The sequence below is a fragment of the Pengzhenrongella sicca genome (genome assembly GCF_017569225.1).
Classification (GTDB): domain Bacteria; phylum Actinomycetota; class Actinomycetes; order Actinomycetales; family Cellulomonadaceae; genus Pengzhenrongella; species Pengzhenrongella sicca.
This window is the reverse complement of the sequence record NZ_CP071868.1, coordinates 430,754-455,240: the sequence shown is the minus strand read 5'-3', so window position 1 is coordinate 455,240 and position 24,487 is coordinate 430,754. Positions and strand designations below refer to the sequence as shown.

Here is a 24,487-nt window from a genome sequence, read left to right as displayed (position 1 = left end):
ACACACCGATGAACGATGGTCCCCTGATCGTGCAGAGCGACAAGACGCTGCTGCTCGAGGTCGACCATGAACGCGCCGCCGCGTGCCGGCGCGAGATCGCCCCGTTTGCCGAGCTCGAACGCGCGCCCGAGCACGTGCACACCTACCGGCTGACGCCGCTGGGGCTGTGGAACGCGCGCGCCGCAGGGCACGACGCCGAGCAGGTCGTCAACGTCCTGCTCGAGTACTCGCGCTACCCGGTGCCGCACGCCCTCCTGGTCGACGTGGCCGAGACCATGTCCCGGTACGGGCGCTTGCAGCTCGTCGCCGACCCGGTGCACGGGCTCGTGCTGCACGCGCTGGACAAGGCCGTGCTCGAGGAGGTGCTCCGCTCGCGGCGCACCGCCGGGCTGGTGGGCGAGCGGCTCGACGACACCGACGTCGTCGTGCACCCGAGCGAGCGCGGGCACCTCAAGCAGGTGCTGCTCAAGCTCGGCTGGCCGGCGGAGGACCTCGCGGGGTACGTCGACGGCGAGGCGCACGCGATCGACCTCGACACGAGCGGCTGGGAGCTGCGCCCGTACCAGCAGCAGGCGATCGACAACTTCTGGTTCGGCGGCTCGGGCGTGGTCGTGCTGCCCTGCGGGGCAGGCAAGACCCTCGTCGGCGCCGGCGCGATGGCGCGGTCGAACACGACCACGCTGATCCTGGTGACCAACACCGTCTCGGCGCGGCAGTGGCGCGACGAGCTGCTCAAGCGCACGTCGCTGACCGAGGATGAGATCGGGGAGTACTCCGGCTCGCGCAAGGAGGTCCGCCCCGTCACAATCGCGACGTACCAGGTCATGACGACGCGTCGCAAGGGCGTGTACACGCACCTCGAGCTGCTCGACGCACGCGACTGGGGCCTCGTGATCTACGACGAGGTCCACCTGCTGCCGGCGCCCATCTTCCGTATGACGGCGGACCTGCAGGCCCGCCGCCGGCTCGGCCTGACCGCGACGCTCGTGCGCGAGGACGGCCGCGAGGACGAGGTCTTCTCGCTCATCGGGCCCAAGCGGTTCGACGCGCCGTGGAAGGACATCGAGGCGCAGGGCTACATCGCGCCCGCCGACTGCATCGAGGTGCGCCTGACGCTGCCTGAGCGCGAGCGCATGATCTACGCGACGGCCGAGCCGGAGGACAAGTACCGGCTCGCGTCCTGCGCGGCGGGCAAGAACCGCGTCGTCGCGGAGCTGGTCGCCAAGCACGAGGGCAGCCCGACGCTCATCATCGGCCAGTACCTCGACCAGCTCGCCGACCTGGCGGAGCACCTGCAGGCCGAGGTCATCACGGGCGCCACGACCGTCCCGGAGCGGCAGCGCCTGTACGAGGAGTTCCGCACGGGCGTGATCACGAAGCTCGTGGTCAGCAAGGTCGCGAACTTTTCGATCGACCTGCCGGAGGCGTCGGTCGCGATCCAGGTGTCGGGCTCGTTCGGCTCGCGCCAAGAGGAGGCGCAGCGGCTCGGCCGAATCCTGCGGCCCAAGGCGGACGGGCGGACGGCGCACTTCTACACCGTCGTCGCGCGCGACACCGTCGACCAGGAGTTCGCCGCGCACCGTCAGCGCTTCCTCGCCGAGCAGGGCTACGCGTACACGATCATCGACGCCGAGGACCTCGTCCCCGACGAGCTAGCGGACTGACCCGGCGGCCACGGCCGCGAAGCCCTCCGCGATCGCGCGGCCTGCGGCGGCGATCTCGGGCTCGGCGGCGGCGTACTCCGCGCGCACGGCGGCCGCGTCGACGTCGTCATACTGGGCCGCCCACGCCTGCAGGGTCCGCGCGCTCGCCTCCGGGTGGAACTGGACGCCCCACGCCGAGCCGATCCGGAACGCCTGGTAGGGGTACATGTCGCTCGACCCCAGCCACGCGGCCCGCGGCGGCAGGCCCACGACGGCGTCCGCGTGCATGCTCGGCAGCGGCGTCGATCGCGGCCGGGCCGGCCCCACGAGGGCGCCCAGCACGGGGTCCCCCGCGGCCTCCGGGCGCCAGTGGATCCGCGCGACGCCGGCCTCCCGCCCGGGCGGCGCCGCGACCTGGAGCCGGCCTCCGCAGGCGACCGCGAGCAGCTGCGCGCCCAGGCAGATCCCGAGCGTCGGCGTGCCCGCCGCGACGCACGCCGCGAGGAGCGCGCGGGTCGCGGGGAGCCAGGGCGCGACGTCGTCGGCGAGGGCGTTCATGTGGCCGCCGAGCACGACGAGACCGGCGCCGACGGCGGCGGGGTCGGCGGGGAGCTGGTCCCCCGCCCAGGCGCGCACGACGGTGAGCCGCGCGGGCGCGAGCCACTCGGCGAAGCGGTCGAGGTCGACGTCCTCGTCGTGCTGGATGACGGTCAGGTCGGGGCCGACAGTCAGGTCGGGAGCGAAAGTCACGCGCAGACGGTACCGGACGGCGCGCGTTTGCCTTGGCGGGGGCGGGCGGTAAGGATCGGGGCGTGACCCACCGACGCCCGACCCGGATTGCCGCGCACGCTGGCCGAGGGATCGCGGTGCTGCTGGGGGCGGCGGTCGCGGTGGGGCTCGCCGCCGGCCCGGCGGCTGCGGAGCCCCCGCTGAACCTGCCGACCGAGCTCGTGGACGACGCGAACGTGCTCGGGTCGGACGCCGACGCCGTGGCCGCGGCGCAGTCCGACCTCACCGACGCCACGGGGCTCCAGCTCTTCGTCGTGTTCGTCCCCACCTTCGACGGCGCCGACGGCGTCACCTGGGCGGTCGAGACGGCCGAGAAGTCGGGCCTCGGCGCCGACGACCTCCTGCTCGCCGTCGCCACGACCGACCGCCGCTACGGGCTCGTGGCCCAGGACGGCGCCCCGATCAGCGACGCCGACCAGGAGACGATCCGCAGCACGGTGCTCGAGCCGCAGCTCGCCGACGACAACTGGGCCGATGCCGTGATCGACACCGCGGGCGCGCTCGAGGACGCCGCGAACGGTGCGGAGGTCGGCGGGTCGGGCTCGAGCGACGCCGGCTCGGACCGCTCCGGCGGCGGCTTGAACTCCCTGCTGACCTGGTTCCTGCTGGGGATCGTCGTGATCGGCGCGATCCTGGTGTTCCGCTCGATGCGCGCGCGGAAGTCCGGCACCGGCGCGGGCGCGGGACCGGGCCGAGTCGGGGCGCCCGGCGTGCCGGCGCCGGTCGATACCGCGACGCTCGACCGGCGGGCCAGCGCGGCCCTGGTCGTGCTGGACGACGAGCTGCGCGCGTCCGAGCAGGAGCTCGGCTTCGCCCAGGCGCAGTTCGGCGCCGAGGCGACCCGGGCGTTCACCGACGTGCTCGCCGCCGCGAAGGCGGACGCGCTCGAGGCGTTCCGGCTGCGCCAGCTGCTGGACGACTCCGAGCCGGAGACCGAGGACCAGCGGCGGGCGATGCTCACCGAGGTCCTCGACCGGTGCACGCGCGCGGACGCCGCGCTGACCGAGCAGACCGAGGCGTTCGACGCGCTGCGCGACCTGCAGGCCCGCGCGCCCGAGCTGCTCGAGACGACCGACCGGCGGGCGGTCGAGGTCGCGGCCCGCGTCGAGCCCGCCCGGCAGGCGCTCGCGCGGCTCGCGAGCACGTATCCCGCGACGTCCCTTGTCTCCGTCGGCGCGAACCCCGACCAGGCCGAGCAGCTGCTCGCCGCGGCGCAGTCCTCGGTCGAGGTCGGGCGGGCCGCGCTGACCGACGACGCCCGCGCGGCCGCGGTCGAGGCCGCGCGCACCGCCGAGCACGCGGTCGCGCAGGCGGTGAGCCTGCTCGACGCCGTCGACCGCGCGGGCACCGAGCTCGCGAGCGCGGCCGCCACGATCGCCACCGGCATCGCCTCGCTCAGCGCCGACCTCGACGACGCCGCCCGGCTCGCCCCGCGCGACCCGGCGGTCGCGGCCGCGGCGACGACCGCGAGCGCCGTGCGCGACGCGGCGAGGTCGGCGGGCGCCGGCAGCGACCCGCTCGCGCTGACCCGCGACCTGCGCGACGCGGAGGCCGCCCTCGACGCCGCCCTCGAGCCCGCGCGTGGGCAGGCCGAGCGTGCCGAGCGCGCCCGCGCCCAGCTGACCGGCGCGATCGGGCCGCTCCGGTCCCGGATCCGGGCCGTCACCGACTACATCGAGACGCGGCGCGGAGCCGTCGGACCCGAGGCGCGCACGCGGCTCGCCGAGGCGCAGCGCTTCCTGGCCGAGGCCGAGGCGCTCGTGTCCACCGACCCGCCGCGCGGGCTCGAGAGCGTGCAGCGCGCGGACCAGCTCGCGGCGCAGGCGCAATGGCAGGCGCAGGCCGACGTCGAGGAGTTCGAGCGCCGCCGGGACGACAACCGCCCGGGCGGTCGCGGCGGCGGCTCCAACGCGGGCAGCCTGATCCTCGGCGGCATCCTGCTCGGCGACCTGCTCGGCGGCGGCCGCGGCGGTGGTCACGGCGGCGGCTTCGGCGGGGGCTTCGGCGGCGGCGGGGGCTTCGGCGGCGGGGGCGGCGGCTTCGGCGGCGGGGGCGGCGGAGGCGGCGGCTTCGGCGGCGGGGGCGGCCGCTTCTAGCCGGGGAGCCACGGCGCGAGCACTCACACAGCGCTAGAACTCACACAGCACGAGCACTCACACAGCACGAGCACTCGACCAGCACAGGCGCATCACGCCGTCGCACGGCACAGTCGAAGAGCACCAACCCGCACCACCCGACGAAGGCAGGCATCACGATGACCGAAAAGCAGACCATCCTCGGCCGGATCAGCCAGCTCACCCGCGCGAACCTCAACGCGGTGCTCGACCGCGCCGAGGACCCGCAGAAGATGCTCGACCAGCTCATCCGGGACTACTCGAACAGCATCGCCGAGGCCGAGGGCGCGATCGCCCAGACCATCGGCAACCTGCGCCTCGCAGAGCAGGACCACGCCGCCGACCTCGCGGCCGCCAAGGACTGGGGCACCAAGGCTGCCGCCGCCTCCACGCGCGCGGACTCGCTGCGCCTGGCCGAGAACTCCGCAGACGCGGACAAGTTCGACAACCTTGCCAAGGTCGCGCTGTCGAAGATGATCAGCTTCGAGAACGAGGCCAAGACGGCAGAGCCGATGATCGCGTCGCAGAACGAGGTCGTCGACAAGCTCAAGGCCGGGCTCGCGGGCATGAAGGACAAGCTCAGCGACCTCAAGCGCCGCCGCGACACGCTCGTCGCCCGCGCGAAGAGCGCCGAGGCACAGTCGAAGGTGCAGAGCGCCGTCGCATCGATCAACGTGCTCGACCCCACGAGCGAGGTCTCGCGGTTCGAGGAGAAGGTGCGCCGCGAGGAGGCGCGCGTCGCCGGCCAGGCCGAGATCGCGTCGTCGTCCCTCGACGCCCAGTTCGAGGAGCTCGAGGACTCCTCGGCCGACGCCGAGGTCGCCGCGCGCCTCGCCGCACTCAAGGGCGGCGGCGCCTTCTAGCCGCCCGCGCGCCCGTACCCGCCGGGCGCGCGATCGGGTGCAGGTGGGATACAGGAGACTCCCAGACTTTCGGAGCAAACTATCCGGATGAACCGAACCACCGGGGAGCCTGAGGCACGCCTCGTCGTCGTCGACGACGAGCCGAACATCCGCGAACTGCTCGCCACCTCGCTGCGATTCGCCGGGTTCGAGGTGCACGCCGCGGGCGACGGCGCCTCGGCCCTGCGGCTCGTGCGGCAGGTCGACCCCGACCTCGTCGTGCTCGACGTGATGCTCCCCGACATGGACGGGTTCACCCTGACCCGCCGGCTGCGGGAGAAGGGCCAGCACGTGCCCGTCGTGTTCCTCACCGCGCGCGACGACACGTCCGACAAGGTCACGGGCCTGACCGTCGGCGGCGACGACTACGTCACCAAGCCGTTCAGCCTCGAGGAGGTCGTCGCCCGGATCCGCGCCGTGCTGCGCCGGACCCGCCCCGGCGCGGACGACGCCGACGAGGCGACGCTGCGCTACGCCGACCTCGAGCTCGACGACGACGGTCACGAGGTGCGCCGCGGCGGGCGCACGATCGAGCTCTCCCCCACCGAGTTCAAGCTCCTGCGGTACCTCATGCTCAACGCCGGCCGTGTGCTCTCCAAGACCCAGATCCTGGACCACGTCTGGCAGTACGACTGGGGCGGCGACGCGAACATCGTCGAGTCCTACATCTCCTACCTGCGGCGCAAGATCGACGCGCCCGGGCCCGGAGCCGACGGCGCGGCGCCGGTCGCGCTGATCCACACCAAGCGGGGGGTCGGCTACGTGCTGCGCGTGCCGCCGGGCACGGCATGAGCGTCGGGCCGCCGCCGACCCCGGCGGGCCCGGGCGACCCGGCCAGCCCGGCCGCCTCGGCCAGCCCGGCCGACCTGGGCGAGCCGGTCGGCCCGGTCGGCCCGGTCGGCCAGCCGATCCCGCCCGGCCCGCTCACCCGGGCCGGGCGGGCCCTCGCGTCCCGGCTGCACGCCGTGCCGCTGCGCGCCCGAATGGTCGGCATCATCACCGCGCTGCTGCTCCTCGGGCTCGCGCTGGCGAGCGTCACGACCCTGACGCTCCTGAACCGCTCCCTCATCGAGCAGGTCGACACCCAGCTTGAAACATCCGCGGCACAGGCCGCCGAGCAGGCGTGGAACGGCACCAGCGACCGCCTGAGCCGTGCCGACGTCGACGGCCGACCGAGCGACTACTTCGTGCAGATCGCGGGCGCGGACGGCCAGGTCCTCGGCAGCTTCCCAGCCGCGTCCGCGACCGACGGCTCGTCGCCCGCGCTGCCTGTGCTCACCACTGACGACGTCGGAACGCGGGCAGGCGAGCCATTCACAGTGCCGTCCCTCGACGGCAAGTCACGATGGCGCGTGATCGAGGGCCTCGCGAGCATCGATGGTCTTCGCGGCTCCGTTGCTGTCGCACTACCCCTGACCGCGATGGACGCGACCATGATCCAGATGCAGCAGTCGCTGCTCGGCATCAGCGTCGCGGTCATCCTGCTGGGCGCGCTCGCCGGCTGGCTCGCGGTGCGCCGCTCGCTGCGTCCGCTGCGCGAGATCGAGGACACGGCCGCCGCCATCGCCGCGGGCGACATGTCCCGCCGCGTCCCGGCCGCGCCGACCAGCACCGAGGTCGGCCGCCTCGCCGCCGCGCTCAACGCGATGCTCGCGCAGATCGAGCAGGCGTTCGCCGCGCGCGCGGCGTCGGAGGCCCGGATGCGCCGGTTCGTCGCCGACGCGTCCCACGAGCTCCGGACCCCGCTGGCCACGATCCGCGGCTACAGCGAGCTGTACCGGATGGGCGCCGTGACCACGAAGGACGAGATCGACGACACCGTCCAGCGGATCGAGAGCTCCGCGACCCGGATGGGCCGCCTGGTCGAGGACCTGCTGCACCTGGCCCGCCTCGACGACGGTCGCCCGATGCGCGCCGAGCAGGTCGACCTGACGGTGCTCGTGGCAGACGCCGTCAGCGACCTGCACGCCCTCGACGTCGGCCGCCCGATCCGGCTCGAACCCCTGGTGCCGGGCACGCCCGTGGCGCGCTGCGTCGTCGTCGGCGACGAGGACCGGCTGCGCCAGGTGCTCTCGAACCTCACCGGGAACGTCGCGCAGCACACGCCGCGGGGGACGGCCGTCGAGATCGCCGTCGGGCGCACGGGCGAGGGCGCGGCCGAGCGGGCGGTGCTCGAGGTCCGCGACCACGGCCCGGGCATCAGCGCCGAGCACGCGGCCCGGGTCTTCGAGCGCTTCTACCGCGTCGACTTCTCGCGCACGCGCGAGTCCGGCGGCGGCGCTGGCCTCGGCATGGCGATCGTCGCGGCGATCGTCGGGGCCCACCGTGGCTCGGTCGAGATCTCCGAGACGCCCGGCGGCGGCACGACCGTGCGGGTGACCCTGCCGCTGGATCCGGCGGCGCCCGAGCCCGAACCGGAGGACGCCGAGGATGAGCCGGACGGCGCCGACGACGGCGCCGCGGACGAGGACGAGCCCGCCGCGAATGGGGGAACACGACTCGCCTGAGCGGGGATGGGGATACGATGCTGAGTCTTTGTCCGATTGTCCCCAGTAGTGGTGAGGCTGGTCCATGGGCGTCTACGACGCACCACAGTGGTTGTTGTCCGCATGGGTCCGCAGCTGCACGGGCGCTGGCGCGACGGCTCCGGCCGACGAGATCCGCGCCGTCGGCTCCCGCCTGATCGACCAGTGGGCGGGGCCCGGGCGGCACTTCCACAACCTCAAGCACCTCGCGGACGTGCTCGCGCGCGTCGACGAGCTCGCGGAGGAGGCGCACGACCCCGAGGTCGTGCGGCTCGCGGCCTGGTACCACGGCGCGGTCTTCAGCGCCGCGGACGCCGACGTGTACGCCAACCGCGGCGGCGAGGACGAGGTGGCGAGCGCCGAGCTCGCACGCACGGAGCTCACGGCCCTCGGCGTGCCGCAGGCGCGAGCGGACCGCGTCCATGACCTCGTCATCGCGCTGCGCCGGCACCAGCCGACGCCGGGAGACTTCGACTGCGCCGTGCTGTGCGACGCCGACCTCGCGATGCTCGCGAGCGAGCCGCAGCGGTACAAGGCGTACCTCACGGCGGTACGCGCCGAGTACTCGCACCTGCCGGTGGAGGACTACGTGCGCGCGCGCATCCGGATCCTCACCAAGCTGCAGCAGCGGCGCGCCCTGTTCGTCAGCCCGCTGGGCTCGGCCTGGGAGTCGTCGGCCCGCCAGAACGTCACGGCCGAGCTGCACCGGCTCGAGAAGGAGCTGGCCAAGATCGAGGCCGGCGCCGTCCCGACCGAGGCCGCCGTGATCCCGGCGACGTCGACCTTCGCGGTCGTCCGGCCCGACCAGGACACCTCGCGCCCGGCCACCCCCGGCCGGTCCTGAGGTCGGCGGGTCCACAGGCCCTCGCCGGCCGACGACGGCGGCACCCCCCGGGCTCGTAGCGTCACCTCCCGGTAGCGGGAGACTCCCGCACGGACCGGGAGACCACGACATGAGCAGGTATGAGGTCGACAGCGCTCAGGTCGCGCAGGCGGGGGCCGCCGTGCGCGCCTCGACGAGCGCGATCCGGACGGAGGTGGCCGCGATGATGCGGCACCTCACCGAGCTGCAGGCGAGCTGGCGCGGCGGGGCGGCGACCGCGTTCGGCGCGGTGATGGCCGACTGGTCGGCGACTCAGGCGCGGGTCGAGGAGTCGCTGGACCAGATCACTGCGGCGCTCGGCGCGGCCGCGACCTCGTACGCCGACGCCGAGCAGCAGGCGGCCCGGCTCTTCGGGCGCTGACTCATCGGGCGCTGACTCATCGGGCGCTGACGCGTCACGGCAGCGCCGCGATCCACTCGAGCAGGGTGTCGGCAGCGACGCCGGGCTGGTAGATGCTCGAGTGGTCGGCGCCCGAGACCACCTCGACCGTGACGGCGTGCCCGCCGCCGGCGAGCGCCGCCGCGAAGTCGGTCGTGAGCTCGACAGGCACCAGCGCGTCCGCGTCGCCGTGCAGGAGCAGCACAGGCACCTCCGGGCGCTCACCGGCCTGGCGGAGCGGGTTGCCGTCCTCCCACGCGTCGGGCTCGTCCTCAGCGGAGGCGCCGAACAGCGAGACGGCGATGCTGGGCAGCTCGCGCACGTCGTACGGGCCGGCGAGCCCGACGGCCGCGTCGGCCGCGGACGCGGGGTAGGGGCAGGCGGTGGCGGTGCTGGCGTCGGCGGTGCCGGCGTCGGACGGGCTGGCGCCGGCGGCGCTGGCGTCGGACGGTACGAGCGCGGCGAGGGCCGCGAGGTTGGCGCCCGCCGAGTGGCCCAGCACGACGATGCGGCCGGGCGACTGGGTCGCGGCGTAGCTGACCGCACAGCGCACGTCCTCGAGCGGGGTCGGGAAGTACGCGTCGTCCGCCGACGTGCGGTAGGTGGCAGACACGACCGTGATGCCGGCGTCCGCGAGGGTGGAGGCCAGCGGGGCGAGCCCACCGCGATTGGCCGATACCCAGCTGCCGCCCGGGATGAGCACGACCGTCGTCCCGGTGCCGGCGCCGCTCGCTGCGGGCTCCCACACGTCGGCGGCGAGGCCGGGCAGGTAGTCCTCGGTCCGGCTCGGCGGGCGCGCCGCGGACGCCGACCCGGCGGTGCTGGACGGCGTACCGCCGTCGGCCCCGGACTCCGCGGCCCCTCCCCCGCAGCCCGCGACGACCGCGAGCGCGAGCGCGCCGGCGACGACCGCCGTCGCCCGCGCCGGCCCGCCCGGCGGGAAGGGCTGACGCTGCTCCATGGCGAGCACCCTAGGCGTACCCGGGCGGCGAGGGCACTACTCTCGGCGGGGTGACCGTGCTCGTGGACCCGCCGCTGTGGCCCCGGCACGGCAAGCTCTGGAGCCACCTCGTGAGCGACGCCTCGCTCGAGGAGCTGCACGCGTTCGCGGCGTCCGCCGGCATCCCGGTCCGGGCCTTCGACCTCGACCACTACGACGTGCCCGACGACCTTCGCGACCGCCTGGTCGAGCTCGGCGCCGAGCCGGTCGGCTCGCGGGACCTCATCCGCCGCCTGCGGGCGTCCGGCTTGCGCATCCGCGCCCGCGACCGGCACCCCGCCGGCCGCTGATCCCGGGACGCCGTCCTTCCGCGCGGAGCGCGTGACCTGTGGTGCTCGTGACGCTCACAGCGGTGTCTCGTCCGCCCCACCCGCCACATCCGTCACCTGCTCCGCGCGGAGCGATGCCGACGCGCGAACCTGCCCGACGCGCCGGTGCCTGGAGTGAGCAGAGTGGCGAATGTGACGCCGCAGCGGCCCCACCGGCACCACTCGTCACTCGCGCGTCGCGCAGGTCCGCAGCCAGGCGTCCAACCGAGCCCGACGTCCAGCCGGGCCAGGCGTCCAGCCGAGCCCGACGTCCAACCGAGCCCGACGTCCCAGCCGGGCCAGGCGTCCAGCCGGGCCAGGGCTGCACAAACGGCGGGCCGGCCACCCGAAGGTGACCGGCCCGCCGTCGAACTGCTGGTGCTGCTGGTGCTGCTCCGTGCGACTGCTGCCGAGCGGTGGAGCGACTGATCAGAGGATCAGAAGTCCATGCCGCCCATGCCGCCGCCGCCTTCGCCGCCACCGGCCGGCGCGTTGCGCTCCGGCTTGTCGGCCACGACGGCCTCGGTGGTGAGGAAGAGCGCGGCGATGGACGCCGCGTTCTGCAGCGCGGAGCGCGTGACCTTGACCGGGTCGTTGACCCCGGCCGCGAGCAGGTCCTCGTACACGCCGGTCGCGGCGTTGAGGCCGTGTCCGGTGGGCAGGTTGCGGACCTTCTCCGCCACGACGCCGCCCTCGAGGCCGGCGTTGATCGCGATCTGCTTGAGCGGGGCGTCGATGGCGAGCGAGACGATCCGCGCGCCGGTCGCCTCGTCGCCCTCAAGGGCGATGATGTCGGCCTGCAGGAAGGCGAGCTTGCCGGCCTGGATCAGGGCGACGCCTCCACCAGCAACGATGCCCTCTTCGACGGCGGCCTTCGCGTTGCGAACGGCGTCCTCGATGCGGTGCTTGCGCTCCTTGAGCTCGACCTCGGTCGCCGCGCCGGCCTTGATGACGGCAACGCCACCGGCCAGCTTGGCGAGGCGCTCCTGGAGCTTCTCGCGGTCGTAGTCCGAGTCCGAGTTCTCGATCTCGGCGCGGATCTGCTTGACGCGACCGGCGATCTGCTCGGCCTCGCCGCCGCCCTCGATGAGGGTGGTCTCGTCCTTGGTCACGGTGGCCTTGCGGACCGTGCCGAGAACCTCGAGGCCGACGGTGTCGAGCTTGAGCCCGACGGTCTCGGAGACGACCTGGGCACCCGTGAGGATGGCCATGTCCTGCAGCATCGCCTTGCGGCGGTCGCCGAAGCCGGGCGCCTTGACGGCGACCGAGCGGAACGTGCCACGGATCTTGTTCACGACGAGCGTGGCCAGGGCCTCGCCGTCGACGTCCTCCGCGATGATGACGAGCGGCTTGCCGGCCTGGATGACCTTCTCCAGCAGGGGCAGCAAGTCCTTGACGGACGAGATCTTCGACTCGACGAGCAGGACGTACGCGTCCTCGAGGACGGCTTCCTGGCGCTCCGGGTCGGTCACGAAGTAACCGGCGAGGAAGCCCTTGTCGAAGCGCATCCCCTCGGTCAGCTCGAGCTCGAGGCCGAGAGCGTTGGACTCCTCGACGGTGATGACGCCTTCCTTGCCGACCTTGTCCATCGCCTCGGCGATGAGGTCACCGATGGAGGAGTCCCCGGCCGAGATGCCAGCAGTCGCGGCGATCTCTTCCTTGGTCTCGATCTCCTTGGCAGCTGCGAGCAGCTGCGCGGTGACGGCCTCGACGGCCTTCTCGATCCCGCGCTTGAGCGCGATCGGGTTGGCGCCGGCGGCGACGTTGCGCAGGCCCTCGCGCACGAGCGCCTGGGCGAGCACGGTGGCCGTGGTGGTGCCGTCGCCAGCGACGTCGTCAGTCTTCTTGGCGACCTCCTTGACGAGCTCGGCACCGATCTTCTCGAGGGGGTCCTCGAGCTCGATCTCCTTGGCGATGCTCACACCATCGTTCGTGATGGTGGGCGCGCCCCACTTCTTCTCAAGAACGACGTTGCGACCCTTCGGGCCGAGCGTGACCTTGACGGCGTCGGCGAGGGCGTTCATGCCCCGCTCCATGCCGCGACGAGCTTCCTCGTCGAAGGCAATGATCTTTGCCATCGGTGTGAATTCCTCCGCTATGGGTGGTGAGCCGGCTGATGCCCGCGACGGACGACGAACGCGATCGCGGTCTTGTCCCGCGACAACGCACGCCTCACCGGTCGGCCCGATGATTCTGTCACTCTCATGCCGAGAGTGCTAACTCCATGGGTAGCACTCGTGCAGGGCGAGTGCAAGGGGGGCACCCGTCCACCAGGCGCGCGCCACGGCGGGAATTCGCTGCGGGCGGACGGCGCGGACTACCCTCGCGCGATGACCGCACCGGCCCGCGACCTCGCCGAGGGGGCCCCGCCACCACCGCCGCCGGGGCTGACGGCGCCCGCGGGACCCGCGCGGATCGCGGCACCCGAGCGGCCGAGGTCGTCGACGGCCCGGCCGGCGCCCGACCGCTCCGCCGGCACCCGGTGGCGGCGCCGCGCCGTCGGGACGGCCGTCACGCTGACGATGGTCGCGTACCCCTTCCTGCTCACCGACCCCCGCTCGCCGCTGGCCAACCTCGACTCGTCCGAGTTCATCCGCCTCTACTCCGACGGGGTCGCGGTGGGCGCGGGCGGCTCTCCGGAGCTCGTCCCGGCCGGGGTGCAGGCCGACTACCTGCCCGGCAGCCGCGTGCTCAACCCCGGTCCGGGCGACCCCGAGGCGCTCGCCGACGCCGAAGCACTCGCCGCGCAGTCCCGAGACTGGCTCGCGGCCGGGACGGTGCCCGGCGCGGACGGCCCGTACGCGGACATGGTCACGGATGCGCTGCTCGACATGCGCGCGCTCCTGCTCGACGACGGCGCCTCGGTCGCCGGCCTGTCCGCCCGCTGGAAGTACGTGTGGCCGCGCGACGCGTCGTTCGTCGCGGTCGCGATGGCGACGACGGGCCACACCGACGAGGCGCTCGAGATCCTCTACTTCCTGCAGGGGGTGCAGCATCGCGACGGCTCGTTCGAGGCGCGCTACCTCGCGGACGGCTCCGGGCCGCCCGACGACCGCGGCATCCAGACCGACGGCACCGGCTGGGTGCTCTGGGCCACCGACGCCGTGCTCGACCACCTCCCCGACGACGCCGCCCGCCTGCGCGCCGCCACGAGCCTACGCCGGCTGATCGACCGCTCGACGGAGCACATCCTCGACCTGACCGACCGCGAGAGCGCGTTGCCGCCGGCGTCGAGCGACTTCTGGGAGGTCGGCGAGGCGCGCCTGACGCTCGGCACGGCAGCCCCGCTGCTCAGCGGGCTCGAGTCCGCCGCCAGGATCTACTCGACCCTGGCCGAGCCGGCCCCGGCGACCGCGGCGGGAGCGCGCGCGAACCGCCTGCGGGCGGCCGTCGTGGACGAGTTCGGACCGCGGTTCGGCCGGTACACCGACGGCCAGCAGCGCGACGCCGCGACGGCGTTCCTGCTGCCGCCGTTCCAGGAGACGGCCTTGCCGGAAGCCGTGCCGGCGTGGCGCAGCTCCGCGCTCGAGATGGCGCGGCCGGCCGGCGGCCTCGCGCCGGGAGCCGGGTGGAAGGACGACGACATCTCGTGGACGCCGCAGACGACCCTGTACGCGCTCACCGCGGCCTCCATCGGCGACGACGACGCCGCCCGCTCGTGGTTGACCTGGGTCGACGCGCACCGGACCGCATCCGGCGCGATCCCCGAGAAGGTGCTCGGCGACGGCTCGCCGGCGGCCGTTGCGCCGCTGTCGTGGAGCGCGGCGTGCGTCGTCCTCGCGGTCGCGGCGCTCATGGCCCCCGCGGCCGGCTAGCGACTCGACGGCGACGAGGACCCGGGGCCGGCTAGGTCCCGGCGGTCAGGGCTCGAAGTCGCTCTCGAGCACGATCTCGAGGCCGTCGATGGCGTCGCCCTCGACCAGCTCGACCGTCGTGATCCCGAGTGCATCGGCCGCGGCCTGCGCTGTCGTCTGGAGGTCGGCGACGCTGTACCGAACCGTCGAGGTGTCCAGGCCGCCGCCGGTGTAGTCCGTCGCCGACGCGTCGGTCCAGCCCGCGTCCTCCAGCACCCCGACCGCGCCGGCGGCGAGCCCGCTGGTCGACGTCGCGTTGAACACCACGACGGGCGTGCTCAGGTCGGCCGGAATCGGCGCGGGCGTCTCGACGACGGGGTCGGCCGGGGTCTCGACCGCGGGCTCGGTCTCCGTCGCGGTCGCCTCGTCCGTCGCGGTATCACTCGCCGTGCCGGTGTCGGTCGTCGTCGTCGCGCCGGCGTCGGCGCCGTCGTCCAGCTGGGACCAGTAGGTCACGGCGCCGTAGGCGAGCGCCGGGAACAGCACGAGGACGAGGAGGAACGGCCACGTCTTGCTCCACCGCGAGCGCGGGGTCCGGTGCACCCCGCGTGGTCCGGAGACGAGCTCGACGCTGTCGAACTCGTCTGCCGGGTATGGATAGTCGCCCTTGGTCACGGCCGACAGGCTAGCCCGAGAACCGTCCTGCCTCCGAATGCCACTCCGGCCCGCGCGCGAGGTAGGACCAGTTGGCGCGCTGTGGGTCGGCGAGCTGTCGTCGGCGAGCCGTGGCGCGCTGCAGGCTCAGGCCTGGGCGCCGAGCCGCCGCGCCGTCCGCGCCCGCTGGCGGGAGGCGCGCATGCGGCGCAGCCGCTTGACCAGCATCGGGTCGTGCGCGAGCGCCGCGGGCGAGTCGATGAGGGCGTTGAGCACCTGGTAGTACCGGGTCGCGGACAGGTCGAACAGCTCGCGAACGGCCTGCTCCTTCGCGCCGGCGTACTTCCACCACTGCCGCTCGAACGCGAGCACCTGCTGGTCGCGCTCGGAGAGCTGTCCGTGCTCCGCGAGCTCGACGCCGCAGGGGTCGAGCTCGAGTCCCGTTCCTGTGTCGACCCGCGTCGCCATCGCTTCCATGACGCCATGGTAGAGGTGAACAACACCCATGTCATTCCCCTCGGCGCGTCGCTCCGGCGTTTCGCCTCGGTAGCCTCGCGGGCATGCCGACCACGCCGCTCGCCGACCTCGTCGCGCCCGACTGGGCGGTCGCGCTACGCCCGGTCGAGCCGGCGCTGCACGCGCTCGGCGACCTGCTCCGCGCCGAGGTGGCCGCGCAGCGGGGCTATCTCCCCGCGCCCGACGCCGTGCTCCGGGCCTTTGCGCGGCCGCTCGCCGACGTCCGGGTGCTCGTCGTCGGGCAAGATCCCTACCCGACCCCCGGGCACGCGACCGGGCTCGCGTTCTCGGTCGCGCCGCAGGTCAGGCCCGTGCCACGCTCGCTGGCGAACATCTTCGCGGAGCTGGCCGCCGACGTCGGCGCGCCCGCCCCGTCGTCCGGTGACCTCTCCCCGTGGGCCGACCGCGGCGTCCTGCTCCTGAACCGGGTGCTGACCGTTCGCCCCGGCGCGGCCGGTTCGCACCGCCGGCTGGGCTGGGAGGCGGTGACCGACCGCGCCATCGCCGCCCTCGTCGAGCGCGGCGGCCCGCTCGTCGCCGTGCTCTGGGGCAAGGACGCGCAGGCCCTCACGGCCGCCCTCGGCCCGACGCCGATCGTCGCCAGTGCGCACCCGAGCCCGCTGTCGGCCCACCGCGGCTTCCGCGGATCCCGGCCGTTCTCGCGGGTGAACGCACTGCTCGAGGCCCAGGGCGCCCTCTCGATCGACTGGAACCTCCCCTAGGTCCATGCTGCGGGGATGACTGAGAGCACCCGGCCCCCGAGCACCCTGCCCCCCAGCACCCAGCCCCCGAGCGCCGTGCCCCCGAGATGGTCGCGCTACGTGGCCGTCGGCGACTCCTTCACCGAGGGCCTGTGGGACATCGATCCGGACGACGAGGGCCGGTGCCGGGGCTGGGCGGACATCCTCGCGACCCGCCTGTCGAGCCGGCGCACGGACGCCGGCCTGCCTGCGCTCGAGTACGCCAACTTCGCCATCCGGGGCCGGCTGCTGGGCCCGATCCTCGCCGACCAGGTGCCCACCGCGATCGCGCTCCAGCCCGACCTCGTGTCGCTCGTCGGCGGCGGCAACGACATCCTGCGCCCGACGGCGGACCTCGACGCGATGGCACGCAACCTCGAGGCCGCCGTCGCGCGGCTGCGCGCGACCGGCGCGGACGTGCTGCTGAGCACCGGCGTCGACCCGGTCGACAGCCCGATCGTGCGCCGCACGCGGGGACGGATCGGGATCTACAACACCCACATCTGGTCGATCGCGCGCCGCCAGGGCGCCCAGGTGCTCGACCTGTGGGGCATGCGCTCGCTGCGGGACGCGCGGCTGTGGGCGCCGGACCGCATCCACCTGACGACCGAGGGCCACGCCCGGGTCGCCCAGGCGGCCCTCGTCGCGCTCGACCTCGCGCCCGACGACGCCGCGTGGGACGACTCGCTCGCCCCCGTGCCGCCCGCGCCCCGTCGCCAGCGCGCGCTGGCCGACGCCGCGTGGCTGCGCGAGTACGCCTACCCCTGGGCGACGCGCCGGCTGCGCGGCCGCTCGAGCGGCGACCTACGCGCGGCCAAGCGGCCCGTGCTCGGCCCGATCGAGGCGGGCCGGGCGGTCAGGTAGCGGCGGGACGGGCCAACGCCGCAGACCCGCGACGCATCGAGCGACCAGAACGCGTCGAGCGCCTAGAACTCTCTCTTGCGCGCGCGCCGGTCGTCGTCCGCGATCTGCTGCGCCTGCGCGGACACGAACCGCGTGTAGTCCGCGTACAGGCCCGAGACGCGCTCGTGCGGCGCGTCCGATTCCCAGGCCGTGAGCCAGGCGATCTTGGCCAGCCGGATGTCTTTGTCGGTGATCTCGATCCGGAGCTCTTCGTCGGAAGGCACCTGCCACCCCCAGGGCTGCAGTGGGGCCTCTTCTCGACCACGCCGATCGTCGCACAGGCGCGCCGCGTTCGGTTGACGAAACTCGCCGACGCGAGCTGGAGCCCCCTATCGGATTCGAACCGATGACATCCTGTTTACAAGACAGGTGCTCTGGCCAGCTGAGCTAAGGGGGCAAGCGCCCGAACCGGTTCGGCCGGTCCGGGCAGCGTGGGGCAAGCCTACCGATCGCCGCGGCCCGGGCTCGCGCCCGGGCCGGGTACGCGGTCAGCCGATCGCGGCGCGGATGGCCTCCTCGAGCGGGCCCTCGGTCAGCAGGTCGACGTCGGTCACCTCGCCGTTGATCTTGACCGTCGGCGTCCCGGTCACGCCGTCGATCGAGCTCTGCGCCGTCGCGGCGGTCACCCAGGTCGTGAAGGCGCCCCCGTCGGCCGCGATCTCGTCGGCGGTGGCCTGCGCCACCCCGGCCTCGACCGCGATCGCCGCGATCTCCTCGTCGCTCAGCCCCGTCGTGTTCTCCTCGGGCTGGTTCGCGAACATCCCGTCGTGGAAGTCGATGAAGTGCTCGGGGTCGGCGTCGGCGATGAACGCCGCCGCCTGGGCGGCGCGGGTCGAGAACTCGGTGTTCTGCGACAGCCGGTCGAGGATCGCGATCGGGTGGTACTCGACGGTGATCTCCCCGGCGGTCACCATCTCGTCGAGCGTCGCCGCGTTCGCGGTCTCGAACTGCCCGCAGATCGGGCACATGTAGTCGAGGTACACGCTCACGGTGACGGTCGAGTCCGGCGACGTGGTGCCGGCGCCGCCGCCGGCGCCGACGGTGATGCCGCCGTTGTCCGTCGCGCCGGCCGGCGCGCTGACGTCGAGGAGCGGATTGTCCGGATCGAGGTCTTCGGCGGTGGGCTTGGCCTGCCCGAGGATCATTACGACGACGACGGCGAGGACCGCGAGCGCGGCCACGAGGCCGGAGATCGCGATGATGCGGCTGCGGCGAGCGCGCTTGTCCTGCTCGGCGCGCATCGCGAGGGCCTTGAGGCGGGCGTCGTCGCGCTGCTGCGACTTGCTGGGACGTGGGGCGTTGCTGGGCATGGTTCTGCTTTCTCGGGTGTCGGGGGCCGGGGGCGGCCAGGTCAGGCGGCGAGCAGGCCGCGCGGCGGTCCCCGGTCGAGATGCCCGACGGTCCACGCCCGGCGGGGCGGCCGGGCCAGGCGCACGACGCCGGCGGCGACGGCGCGCACCCGGCGCGCGCGGGGCGCGTCCGGCAGCACCCGCACCACCGTGGCGAGCACGGCGCGGACGCCGGCCGCCGCGCGCGAGAGCGCGGCGGACAGGCTCACGCCGCCGACCACCGCGAGCAGGTGGGCCAGCAGGGTCGGGACGGCGACGGTCGCGATCACGATCGCGCCGCTGGTCCCCGTGCCGCCGATGGCGAGGGCGCCGTCGGGGCAGTCGGCCGACGCGCTCAGCAGCGCGAGCCGCAGCCCGAGCCAGCCGACCGGGCCGGCGCCCGGCAGGCAGGCGTGCAGCACGAGCTGCGCGGGCCAGCTGAGGGCGGCCACGAGCGCGACGGCGGCCAGCGGCGGCCAAGGGATGGCTCGCCGCGCGCCTACCCGGCCCGCGATCATGCGCCCAGGGTACGGCTCACGGCTGCGCCGGCGAGTCCGCCAGTGGCCACCAGGTCACGTCGTGCCCGGTGACCACGAGGGTCACGAGCAGCACTGCGCCGCCCAGGGCGAGCAGGGTGACCACGACGGCGCCGGCGTTCCCGGGCGCGAGGCCGGCCACGGCGCTGCGCGCCCCGAGCCGGGTGAGCCGCGACGTCGGCCCGAACCAGACCGCGAGCAGGCCGAGGCCGAACGCGACGGCGAGCACTGCGGAGTAGACCCACGGCTCGTTGCCTCCGCCGGCCGCGGTGCCGCCCCCCACGCCGCGCGGGCTGATGACGAGGCGCTCGGTGTCGAGCGCCCACCACAGCACGCCGCCCACGAGCACGGCGAGGCTCGCGCCGACGAGCAGGGACGGGACGAGACCGACGAGCGCGCGCAGCAGGTGCCACGGGCTGGCGGCGACGGCGCGGGCCGTGTCGGCGCGCCCGACCCCGCCGCGGCGGACCCGGCGCGCCTGCAGCGCCTGCGCGGCCGAGCCGACGGTCCGGAACAGCACGACGGCGACGAGCGCGCCGACGGCGGCGACCCCCGGGTACAGCGCCGCCCCGGCGGCCGCGACGATCCCGAGGGCCAGCAGCGATCCCACCCGCGCACCGGGCGTCGCCGGCTCGTACTCCGGTTCCGCGCCGGACTGGTCCTGCGGCAGGCCCGCGGGGTTCGCGGAACCGTCAAAGGCTGGCAGCACCGCGGTGGGCGGGGACTGGCTGGGGTCGGGGGACGGGGAGAGGTAGGCGGTCGGGTCTGGCGTCGGGGGGAGGGAGGCGGGCAGGTAGGCGGTGGCAGGCGCCGTCGGGAGGATCGTCATCGTCCGCGGGGCGGGGGCGACCGGGTCGCCATCGACGGCGGCCTCGTCGAGGTCGGCCTGGACGTCGTCGGGCAGGGCACGCAGGGTCGGGTCGGGGTCGAGCGCCGCCCGCAGCGCACCGCCCGTGAGCGGGCCGAGGCCGACGACGTCGACGTCGCCCGCGCGGGTGCGCGCGAAGACCGCGTCCAGCGGCCGGGTGCCGAACGGCTCGCGGCCGGTCGCCGCGAACGCGAGCACCGCCGCCCAGCCCCACCAGTCGCTCACGGCGCTCGGCTCGTTGTCGGCGAGCAGCTCGGGCGCGAGGTACCCCGGCGTGCCCACGATGAGGTTCGTCGAGGTGAGCCGGGGGTCGCCGACGGCCTGCGCGATGCCGAAGTCGATCAGCACCGGCCCGTCGTCGGTCACGAGGACGTTGCTCGGCTTGAGGTCGCGGTGCACGACGCCGGCGCGGTGCACCGCCTCGAGCGCCTCGCGCAGGCCGGCCGCGAGCCGGGCGAGCTCGGGCCCGCTCAGCGGCCCGTGCGCGCGCACGTGCTCGTCCAGGTTGAGGCCGTCGATCAGCTCCGTCACGACGAACGCCTCGGTCGAGTCCGCCTCGGCGTCGAGCACCGCCGCGACGGCCGGGTGCCGCAGCCGCTGCAGCGCCGCGACCTCCCGCCGCAGCCGGTCGCGGGCCACGGGGTCCGCCCCGATGTGCGGGTGCAGCAGCTTGATCGCGACCTCGGTCCCGCCGCCGTCGACCGCGCGGTAGACCGCGCCCATCCCGCCCTCGCCGAGGGGCGCGATGATGCGGTAGCCGCCGACCTCTGATCCCGGCGTCAGGCCGATGCGCTCCATGCCAGCACGCTAGCCGCCCGGCCCCCGCGAGCCGTGCCGCCGCCCCGGCCCGCCCCCTCCCAACACATTCGCGATATCCTCAAAGAAACGTCAAGGAGTGATGTGTGAGCGATGACGGGTACGACTTCGTAGTAGTGGCCAACCGCCTCCCGGTGGACTTCTCTGTCGCCGAGGACGGCACGACCAGCTGGACCACCTCCCCCGGCGGGCTCGTCACGGCGCTCGAGCCAGTGATGCAGGCCCACTCCGGCGCGTGGGTCGGCTGGTCCGGCTCGCCCGACCTGGACCACGAACCCTTCGACGCCGACGGCGTGCGCCTCGTCCCGGTCGCCCTCTCGGCGACCGAGGTCGAGCTGTACTACGAGGGGTTCTCGAACGACACCCTCTGGCCGCTGTACCACGACGTCATCGAGCCGCCCGCGTACCACCGGCAGTGGTGGGACGCGTACCGGAAGGTCAACGCCCGGTTCGCCGCGGCCGCGGCCGCCCAGGCCGCGCCCGGCGCGATCGTCTGGGTCCAGGACTACCAGCTGCAGCTGGTGCCAGCGCTCCTGCGGGAGCTGCGCCCGGACGTGCGGATCGGGTTCTTCAACCACATCCCGTTCCCGTCGCTCGAGATCTTCGCGCAGCTGCCGTGGCGCGCCCAGGTGATCCGCGGCCTGCTCGGCGCCGACCTCATCGGCTTCCAGCGCGCGAGCGACGCGGCGAACTTCGTCCGCTCAGTGCGCCGGTTCACCGACCTGACCACGCGCGGCGAGGTCATCACCGTGACCGACGACGACGGGGGCCGGCGGTACGTGCGCGCGGCCGCGTTCCCGATCTCGATCGACTCCGAGCACTTCGACAACCTCGCCCGCAGCCCCGCGGTGAAGGCGCGCGCGCTCGAGATCCGCGAGGAGCTCGGCAACCCGGAGGTCATGCTCCTCGGCGTCGACCGCCTGGACTACACCAAGGGCATCCGGCACCGGGTCAAGGCCTTCGGCGAGCTGCTCCAGGACGGCCGGCTCACCGTCCCCGAGGTCACGCTCGTGCAGGTGGCGAGCCCCAGCCGCGAGAACGTCGGCGCCTACCAGCAGCTGCGCGAGGACGTGGAGCTGCTCGTGGGCCGGATCAACGGCGAGTACGGGCACCTCGGCAAGGCCCCGATCCACTACTTCCACCACTCCTACCCCGCCGAGGAGATGGCGGCGCTGTACCTGGCCGCCGACGTCATGCTCGTCACGGCGCTCCGCGACGGCATGAACCTCGTCGCGAAGGAGTACGTCGCGGCCCGCTCGGACGAGCGCGGCGTGCTCGTCCTGTCGGAGTTCACCGGCGCTGCCGACGAGCTCGCCGGCTCCGTCCTGATCAACCCGCACGACATCGACGGGATGAAGGACCGCATCGTGCTCGCGGTCGAGATGGACTACCGCGAGCAGCGCAAGCGCATGCGTCGGCTGCGCCGCCGCGTGCTCGAGGACGACGTCGAGAAGTGGTCCCAGACCTTCCTCGCGGTGCTGTCGGCCGTGCCCGCGCACCACCTGCCCGCGCACCAGCCGCCCGAGCACCAGCTGCCCGAGCACCGGGCCGCGACGACGTGAGAACGAGAGAGGGCGACCGCATGAGCACGAACGAGACCGGGGCCTCGCAGCAGGCCGCCGACGAGCTCGAGGTGGCCCTCGCCGACCTCGCCCGCGACACCACGCGCCGGCCGCTGCTCGTCGCGCTCGACTTCGACGGGACCCTCGCCCCCCTCGTGGACGACCCGGACCAGTCCCGCATGCTGGCGCCCGCGACGGCCGCGCTGGCGCGCCTCGCCACCCGCAGCGACGTCCGCCTGGCCCTCGTCTCCGGCCGGTCGGTCGCCGACCTGCACCGGCAGGCACAGGCCCCCGAGGGCACGCTGCTGGTGGGCAGCCACGGCGGCGAGCGCGGCCGCGTCGGCGAGTTCGGCCTCGAGCGCGAGCCGATCCGCCTCGAGCCCGAGCAGGCGGACCTCCTGACCCGGATCGGCGCGGGCCTGACGACCGTGGCCCGGGGGCGCGACGGCGTGTGGGTCCAGCACAAACCCGCCGCCGCCGTCCTGCACACCCGGATGGCCGCGGCCGCCGACGCCGACCTCGCGACCGCGCAGGCCCTCGCCCTCGCGGGCTCCCTCGGCGTGGACGCGCTGCACGGCAAGGACGTCGTCGAGGTGGCCGTGCTGCGCGCGACCAAGGGCATGGCGCTGCAGGCGCTGCGCGCCGAGCTCGGGTCCGTCGTCGTGCTGTACGCCGGGGACGACACGACGGACGAGCGCGCGTTCGCGGCGCTGACCGACGCGGACGTCACGATCAAGATCGGCCCGGGTGAGACCCTCGCCCGGCTGCGGTCGGCCGACCCGCAGGCCTTCTGCGAGCAGCTCGCGCGCTGGGCGGACGCCCTCGCGCCCTGAGGGACCGGTCCGCCGGACCCGTCGCCTGCCGTTCATCGGGGCGCCGGCGCCGTGTGCCATAATGTCGCTACAACCCCGGGCATCCAACGGTGCAGCAACCTGTACCGGTCCGTGGTTCGTGTCACCGCCGACACGTGCCCCCGGGCACACCCGTCAGCTATGACAACTGGCACCACTCACTACGGATCGTCCGGCACGTACCTGCCGGTGAGGGGATTTTCTGACATGGCTACAGTCACGTACGACAACGCAACCCGGCTCTACCCGGGCACCGAGCGCCCAGCGGTGGACTCGCTCAACCTGCACATCGAGGACGGCGAATTCCTCGTCCTCGTCGGCCCGTCCGGCTGCGGGAAGTCCACGTCGCTGCGCATGCTCGCAGGGCTCGAGGACGTCAACGCCGGCCGCATCCTGATCGGGGACCGCGACGTCACGGACGTCCAGCCCAAGGACCGCGACATCGCGATGGTTTTCCAGAACTACGCGCTGTACCCGCACATGACGGTTGCCGACAACATGGGCTTCGCCCTGAAGATCGCCGGCAAGCCGAAGGCCGAGATCCGCACCCGCGTCGAAGAGGCGGCCAAGATCCTCGACCTGTCCGAGTACCTCGACCGCAAGCCCAAGGCGCTCTCCGGTGGCCAGCGGCAGCGCGTCGCGATGGGCCGCGCGATCGTGCGTCAGCCCCAGGTGTTCCTCATGGACGAGCCGCTGTCGAACCTCGACGCCAAGCTCCGCGTCCAGACGCGCACGCAGATCGCGTCGCTGCAGCGTCGCCTCGGGGTCACGACGGTCTACGTCACGCACGACCAGACCGAGGCGCTGACCATGGGCGACCGGATCGCGGTCCTCAAGGACGGGCTGCTCCAGCAGGTCGGCACGCCGCGGGACATGTACGACACCCCCGCGAACGTGTTCGTCGCCGGCTTCATCGGCTCCCCCGCGATGAACCTCGGCACGTTCACCCTCGCCGATGGGTACGCCCAGCTCGGCAGCACCAAGGTCGCCGTGCCGCGGGCGGCCATCAGCGCCCTCGGCGCGGACGACAAGAACTCGATCACGATCGGGTTCCGGCCCGAGGCGCTCGACGTCGTCGACGCCGGGAGCCCGGACTCGATCCCGGTTCTGGTCAACATCGTCGAGGAGCTCGGCTCTGACGCGTTCGTCTACGGCGAGCTGTCCGACGAGCTCGGCAAGGCCGTCGCCGCCCAGGTCCACTCCGGGGCTGGCGACGGACAGGTCATCGTGCGCGTCGACCCGCGCCAGGTGCCCGCCAAGGGTGAGAAGATTCACGTCAAGATCCGCACCGGTGAGCAGCACCTGTTCCACGCCGGCTCGGGTGAGCGCATCAACGCCTGATAGCACCCCTGGGAGGGCGGCCCGACGTTCGACGT

At 73.9% G+C, this 24,487-nt stretch carries 23 protein-coding genes and 1 tRNA gene; 14 read left to right on the top strand and 10 right to left on the bottom strand.

Translation table 11 applies throughout. The annotated features are described in order from the left end of the window. Nucleotides 1-8 precede the first annotated feature (8 nt). Nucleotides 9-1,664, top strand: coding sequence for a DNA repair helicase XPB (locus J4E96_RS02075; RefSeq protein ID WP_227424147.1), 1,656 nt, complete (start codon nucleotides 9-11; stop codon nucleotides 1,662-1,664). Here the strand turns inward: J4E96_RS02075 and J4E96_RS02070 are convergent. Continuing rightward, on the bottom strand, nucleotides 1,653-2,393 hold the full coding sequence (locus J4E96_RS02070; RefSeq protein ID WP_227424146.1) for a type 1 glutamine amidotransferase: 741 nt from the start codon (nucleotides 2,391-2,393) through the stop codon (nucleotides 1,653-1,655). The two genes, J4E96_RS02075 and J4E96_RS02070, sit on opposite strands and share 12 nt — an antisense overlap. Before the next feature lie 62 nt (nucleotides 2,394-2,455). Here J4E96_RS02070 and J4E96_RS02065 point away from each other — a divergent pair, with 62 nt between their 5' ends. From J4E96_RS02065 to J4E96_RS02040, 6 genes are all read left to right on the top strand, one after another. Beyond that, entirely contained in the window at nucleotides 2,456-4,528 is a 2,073-nt protein-coding gene (locus tag J4E96_RS02065; RefSeq protein WP_227424145.1) for a TPM domain-containing protein, read from the top strand. Between the two features lie 158 nt (nucleotides 4,529-4,686). Continuing rightward, nucleotides 4,687-5,409: a PspA/IM30 family protein gene (locus tag J4E96_RS02060; RefSeq protein WP_227424144.1), complete on the top strand. Its 723-nt coding sequence runs from the start codon at nucleotides 4,687-4,689 to the stop codon at nucleotides 5,407-5,409. An 87-nt stretch (nucleotides 5,410-5,496) separates the two neighbouring features. After that, nucleotides 5,497-6,240, top strand: a complete 744-nt coding sequence (locus J4E96_RS02055; RefSeq protein ID WP_227424143.1) for a response regulator transcription factor — start codon at nucleotides 5,497-5,499, stop codon at nucleotides 6,238-6,240. Then, nucleotides 6,237-7,955 (top strand): sensor histidine kinase, encoded by a 1,719-nt coding sequence (locus J4E96_RS02050; RefSeq protein WP_227424142.1) that lies wholly within the window; start codon nucleotides 6,237-6,239, stop codon nucleotides 7,953-7,955. The genes J4E96_RS02055 and J4E96_RS02050 overlap by 4 nt, the downstream gene beginning before the upstream one ends. Before the next feature lie 64 nt (nucleotides 7,956-8,019). After that, on the top strand, nucleotides 8,020-8,817 hold the full coding sequence (locus J4E96_RS02045) for an HD domain-containing protein (protein ID WP_227424141.1): 798 nt from the start codon (nucleotides 8,020-8,022) through the stop codon (nucleotides 8,815-8,817). A gap of 109 nt (nucleotides 8,818-8,926) precedes the next feature. After that, nucleotides 8,927-9,217 (top strand): WXG100 family type VII secretion target, encoded by a 291-nt coding sequence (locus tag J4E96_RS02040; protein ID WP_227424140.1) that lies wholly within the window; start codon nucleotides 8,927-8,929, stop codon nucleotides 9,215-9,217. 34 nt (nucleotides 9,218-9,251) lie between these two features. Here the strand turns inward: J4E96_RS02040 and J4E96_RS02035 are convergent, their stop codons facing one another. Further along, entirely contained in the window at nucleotides 9,252-10,196 is a 945-nt protein-coding gene (locus tag J4E96_RS02035) for an alpha/beta hydrolase fold domain-containing protein (protein WP_227424139.1), read from the bottom strand. A 50-nt stretch (nucleotides 10,197-10,246) separates the two neighbouring features. Between J4E96_RS02035 and J4E96_RS02030 the strand changes: the two genes are divergently transcribed. Further along, entirely contained in the window at nucleotides 10,247-10,525 is a 279-nt protein-coding gene (locus J4E96_RS02030; protein ID WP_227424138.1) for a DUF4031 domain-containing protein, read from the top strand. 455 nt (nucleotides 10,526-10,980) lie between these two features. Here J4E96_RS02030 and groL read toward each other — a convergent pair whose 3' ends face one another. After that, entirely contained in the window at nucleotides 10,981-12,621 is a 1,641-nt protein-coding gene (groL, locus tag J4E96_RS02025; RefSeq protein ID WP_227424137.1) for a chaperonin GroEL, read from the bottom strand. Between the two features lie 252 nt (nucleotides 12,622-12,873). On the opposite strand from groL, the gene J4E96_RS02020 reads away from it, so the two are divergent. After that, the gene (locus J4E96_RS02020; RefSeq protein WP_227424136.1) at nucleotides 12,874-14,358 is read left to right on the top strand and encodes a glycoside hydrolase family 15 protein; all 1,485 of its coding nucleotides are present in this window, start codon (nucleotides 12,874-12,876) and stop codon (nucleotides 14,356-14,358) included. Nucleotides 14,359-14,403: 45 nt separating this feature from the next. Here J4E96_RS02020 and J4E96_RS02015 read toward each other — a convergent pair whose 3' ends face one another. Continuing rightward, nucleotides 14,404-15,012: a LytR C-terminal domain-containing protein gene (locus J4E96_RS02015; protein WP_227424135.1), complete on the bottom strand. Its 609-nt coding sequence runs from the start codon at nucleotides 15,010-15,012 to the stop codon at nucleotides 14,404-14,406. Nucleotides 15,013-15,138: 126 nt separating this feature from the next. Continuing rightward, nucleotides 15,139-15,468: a DUF3263 domain-containing protein gene (locus tag J4E96_RS02010; RefSeq protein WP_406620223.1), complete on the bottom strand. Its 330-nt coding sequence runs from the start codon at nucleotides 15,466-15,468 to the stop codon at nucleotides 15,139-15,141. A gap of 83 nt (nucleotides 15,469-15,551) precedes the next feature. On the opposite strand from J4E96_RS02010, the gene J4E96_RS02005 reads away from it, so the two are divergent. After that, on the top strand, nucleotides 15,552-16,229 hold the full coding sequence (locus J4E96_RS02005) for a uracil-DNA glycosylase (RefSeq protein WP_227424134.1): 678 nt from the start codon (nucleotides 15,552-15,554) through the stop codon (nucleotides 16,227-16,229). A 15-nt stretch (nucleotides 16,230-16,244) separates the two neighbouring features. Beyond that, complete coding sequence (locus tag J4E96_RS02000; protein ID WP_227424133.1) at nucleotides 16,245-17,111, top strand: SGNH/GDSL hydrolase family protein; 867 nt, start codon at nucleotides 16,245-16,247, stop codon at nucleotides 17,109-17,111. Between the two features lie 62 nt (nucleotides 17,112-17,173). On the opposite strand, the gene J4E96_RS01995 is transcribed toward J4E96_RS02000, so the two are convergent. The 5 genes from J4E96_RS01995 to J4E96_RS01975 all read right to left on the bottom strand — a co-directional run bounded on the left by J4E96_RS01995 (nucleotide 17,174) and on the right by J4E96_RS01975 (nucleotide 20,680). Continuing rightward, the gene (locus tag J4E96_RS01995; RefSeq protein ID WP_227424132.1) at nucleotides 17,174-17,374 is read right to left on the bottom strand and encodes a hypothetical protein; all 201 of its coding nucleotides are present in this window, start codon (nucleotides 17,372-17,374) and stop codon (nucleotides 17,174-17,176) included. A 96-nt stretch (nucleotides 17,375-17,470) separates the two neighbouring features. Further along, a tRNA-Thr gene (locus J4E96_RS01990) sits at nucleotides 17,471-17,547 on the bottom strand. 91 nt (nucleotides 17,548-17,638) lie between these two features. After that, on the bottom strand, nucleotides 17,639-18,460 hold the full coding sequence (locus tag J4E96_RS01985; RefSeq protein ID WP_227424131.1) for a DsbA family protein: 822 nt from the start codon (nucleotides 18,458-18,460) through the stop codon (nucleotides 17,639-17,641). A 41-nt stretch (nucleotides 18,461-18,501) separates the two neighbouring features. Beyond that, nucleotides 18,502-18,996, bottom strand: a complete 495-nt coding sequence (locus J4E96_RS01980) for a hypothetical protein (protein WP_227424130.1) — start codon at nucleotides 18,994-18,996, stop codon at nucleotides 18,502-18,504. Between the two features lie 16 nt (nucleotides 18,997-19,012). After that, entirely contained in the window at nucleotides 19,013-20,680 is a 1,668-nt protein-coding gene (locus J4E96_RS01975; RefSeq protein WP_227424129.1) for a serine/threonine-protein kinase, read from the bottom strand. A 104-nt stretch (nucleotides 20,681-20,784) separates the two neighbouring features. Here J4E96_RS01975 and J4E96_RS01970 point away from each other — a divergent pair, with 104 nt between their 5' ends. From J4E96_RS01970 to J4E96_RS01960, 3 genes are all read left to right on the top strand, one after another. After that, nucleotides 20,785-22,260 (top strand): alpha,alpha-trehalose-phosphate synthase (UDP-forming), encoded by a 1,476-nt coding sequence (locus J4E96_RS01970; protein ID WP_227424128.1) that lies wholly within the window; start codon nucleotides 20,785-20,787, stop codon nucleotides 22,258-22,260. Between the two features lie 20 nt (nucleotides 22,261-22,280). Beyond that, nucleotides 22,281-23,093: a trehalose-phosphatase gene (otsB, locus tag J4E96_RS01965; RefSeq protein ID WP_227424127.1), complete on the top strand. Its 813-nt coding sequence runs from the start codon at nucleotides 22,281-22,283 to the stop codon at nucleotides 23,091-23,093. A gap of 225 nt (nucleotides 23,094-23,318) precedes the next feature. After that, complete coding sequence (locus tag J4E96_RS01960) at nucleotides 23,319-24,452, top strand: ABC transporter ATP-binding protein (RefSeq protein ID WP_227424126.1); 1,134 nt, start codon at nucleotides 23,319-23,321, stop codon at nucleotides 24,450-24,452. Nucleotides 24,453-24,487: the final 35 nt, after the last annotated feature.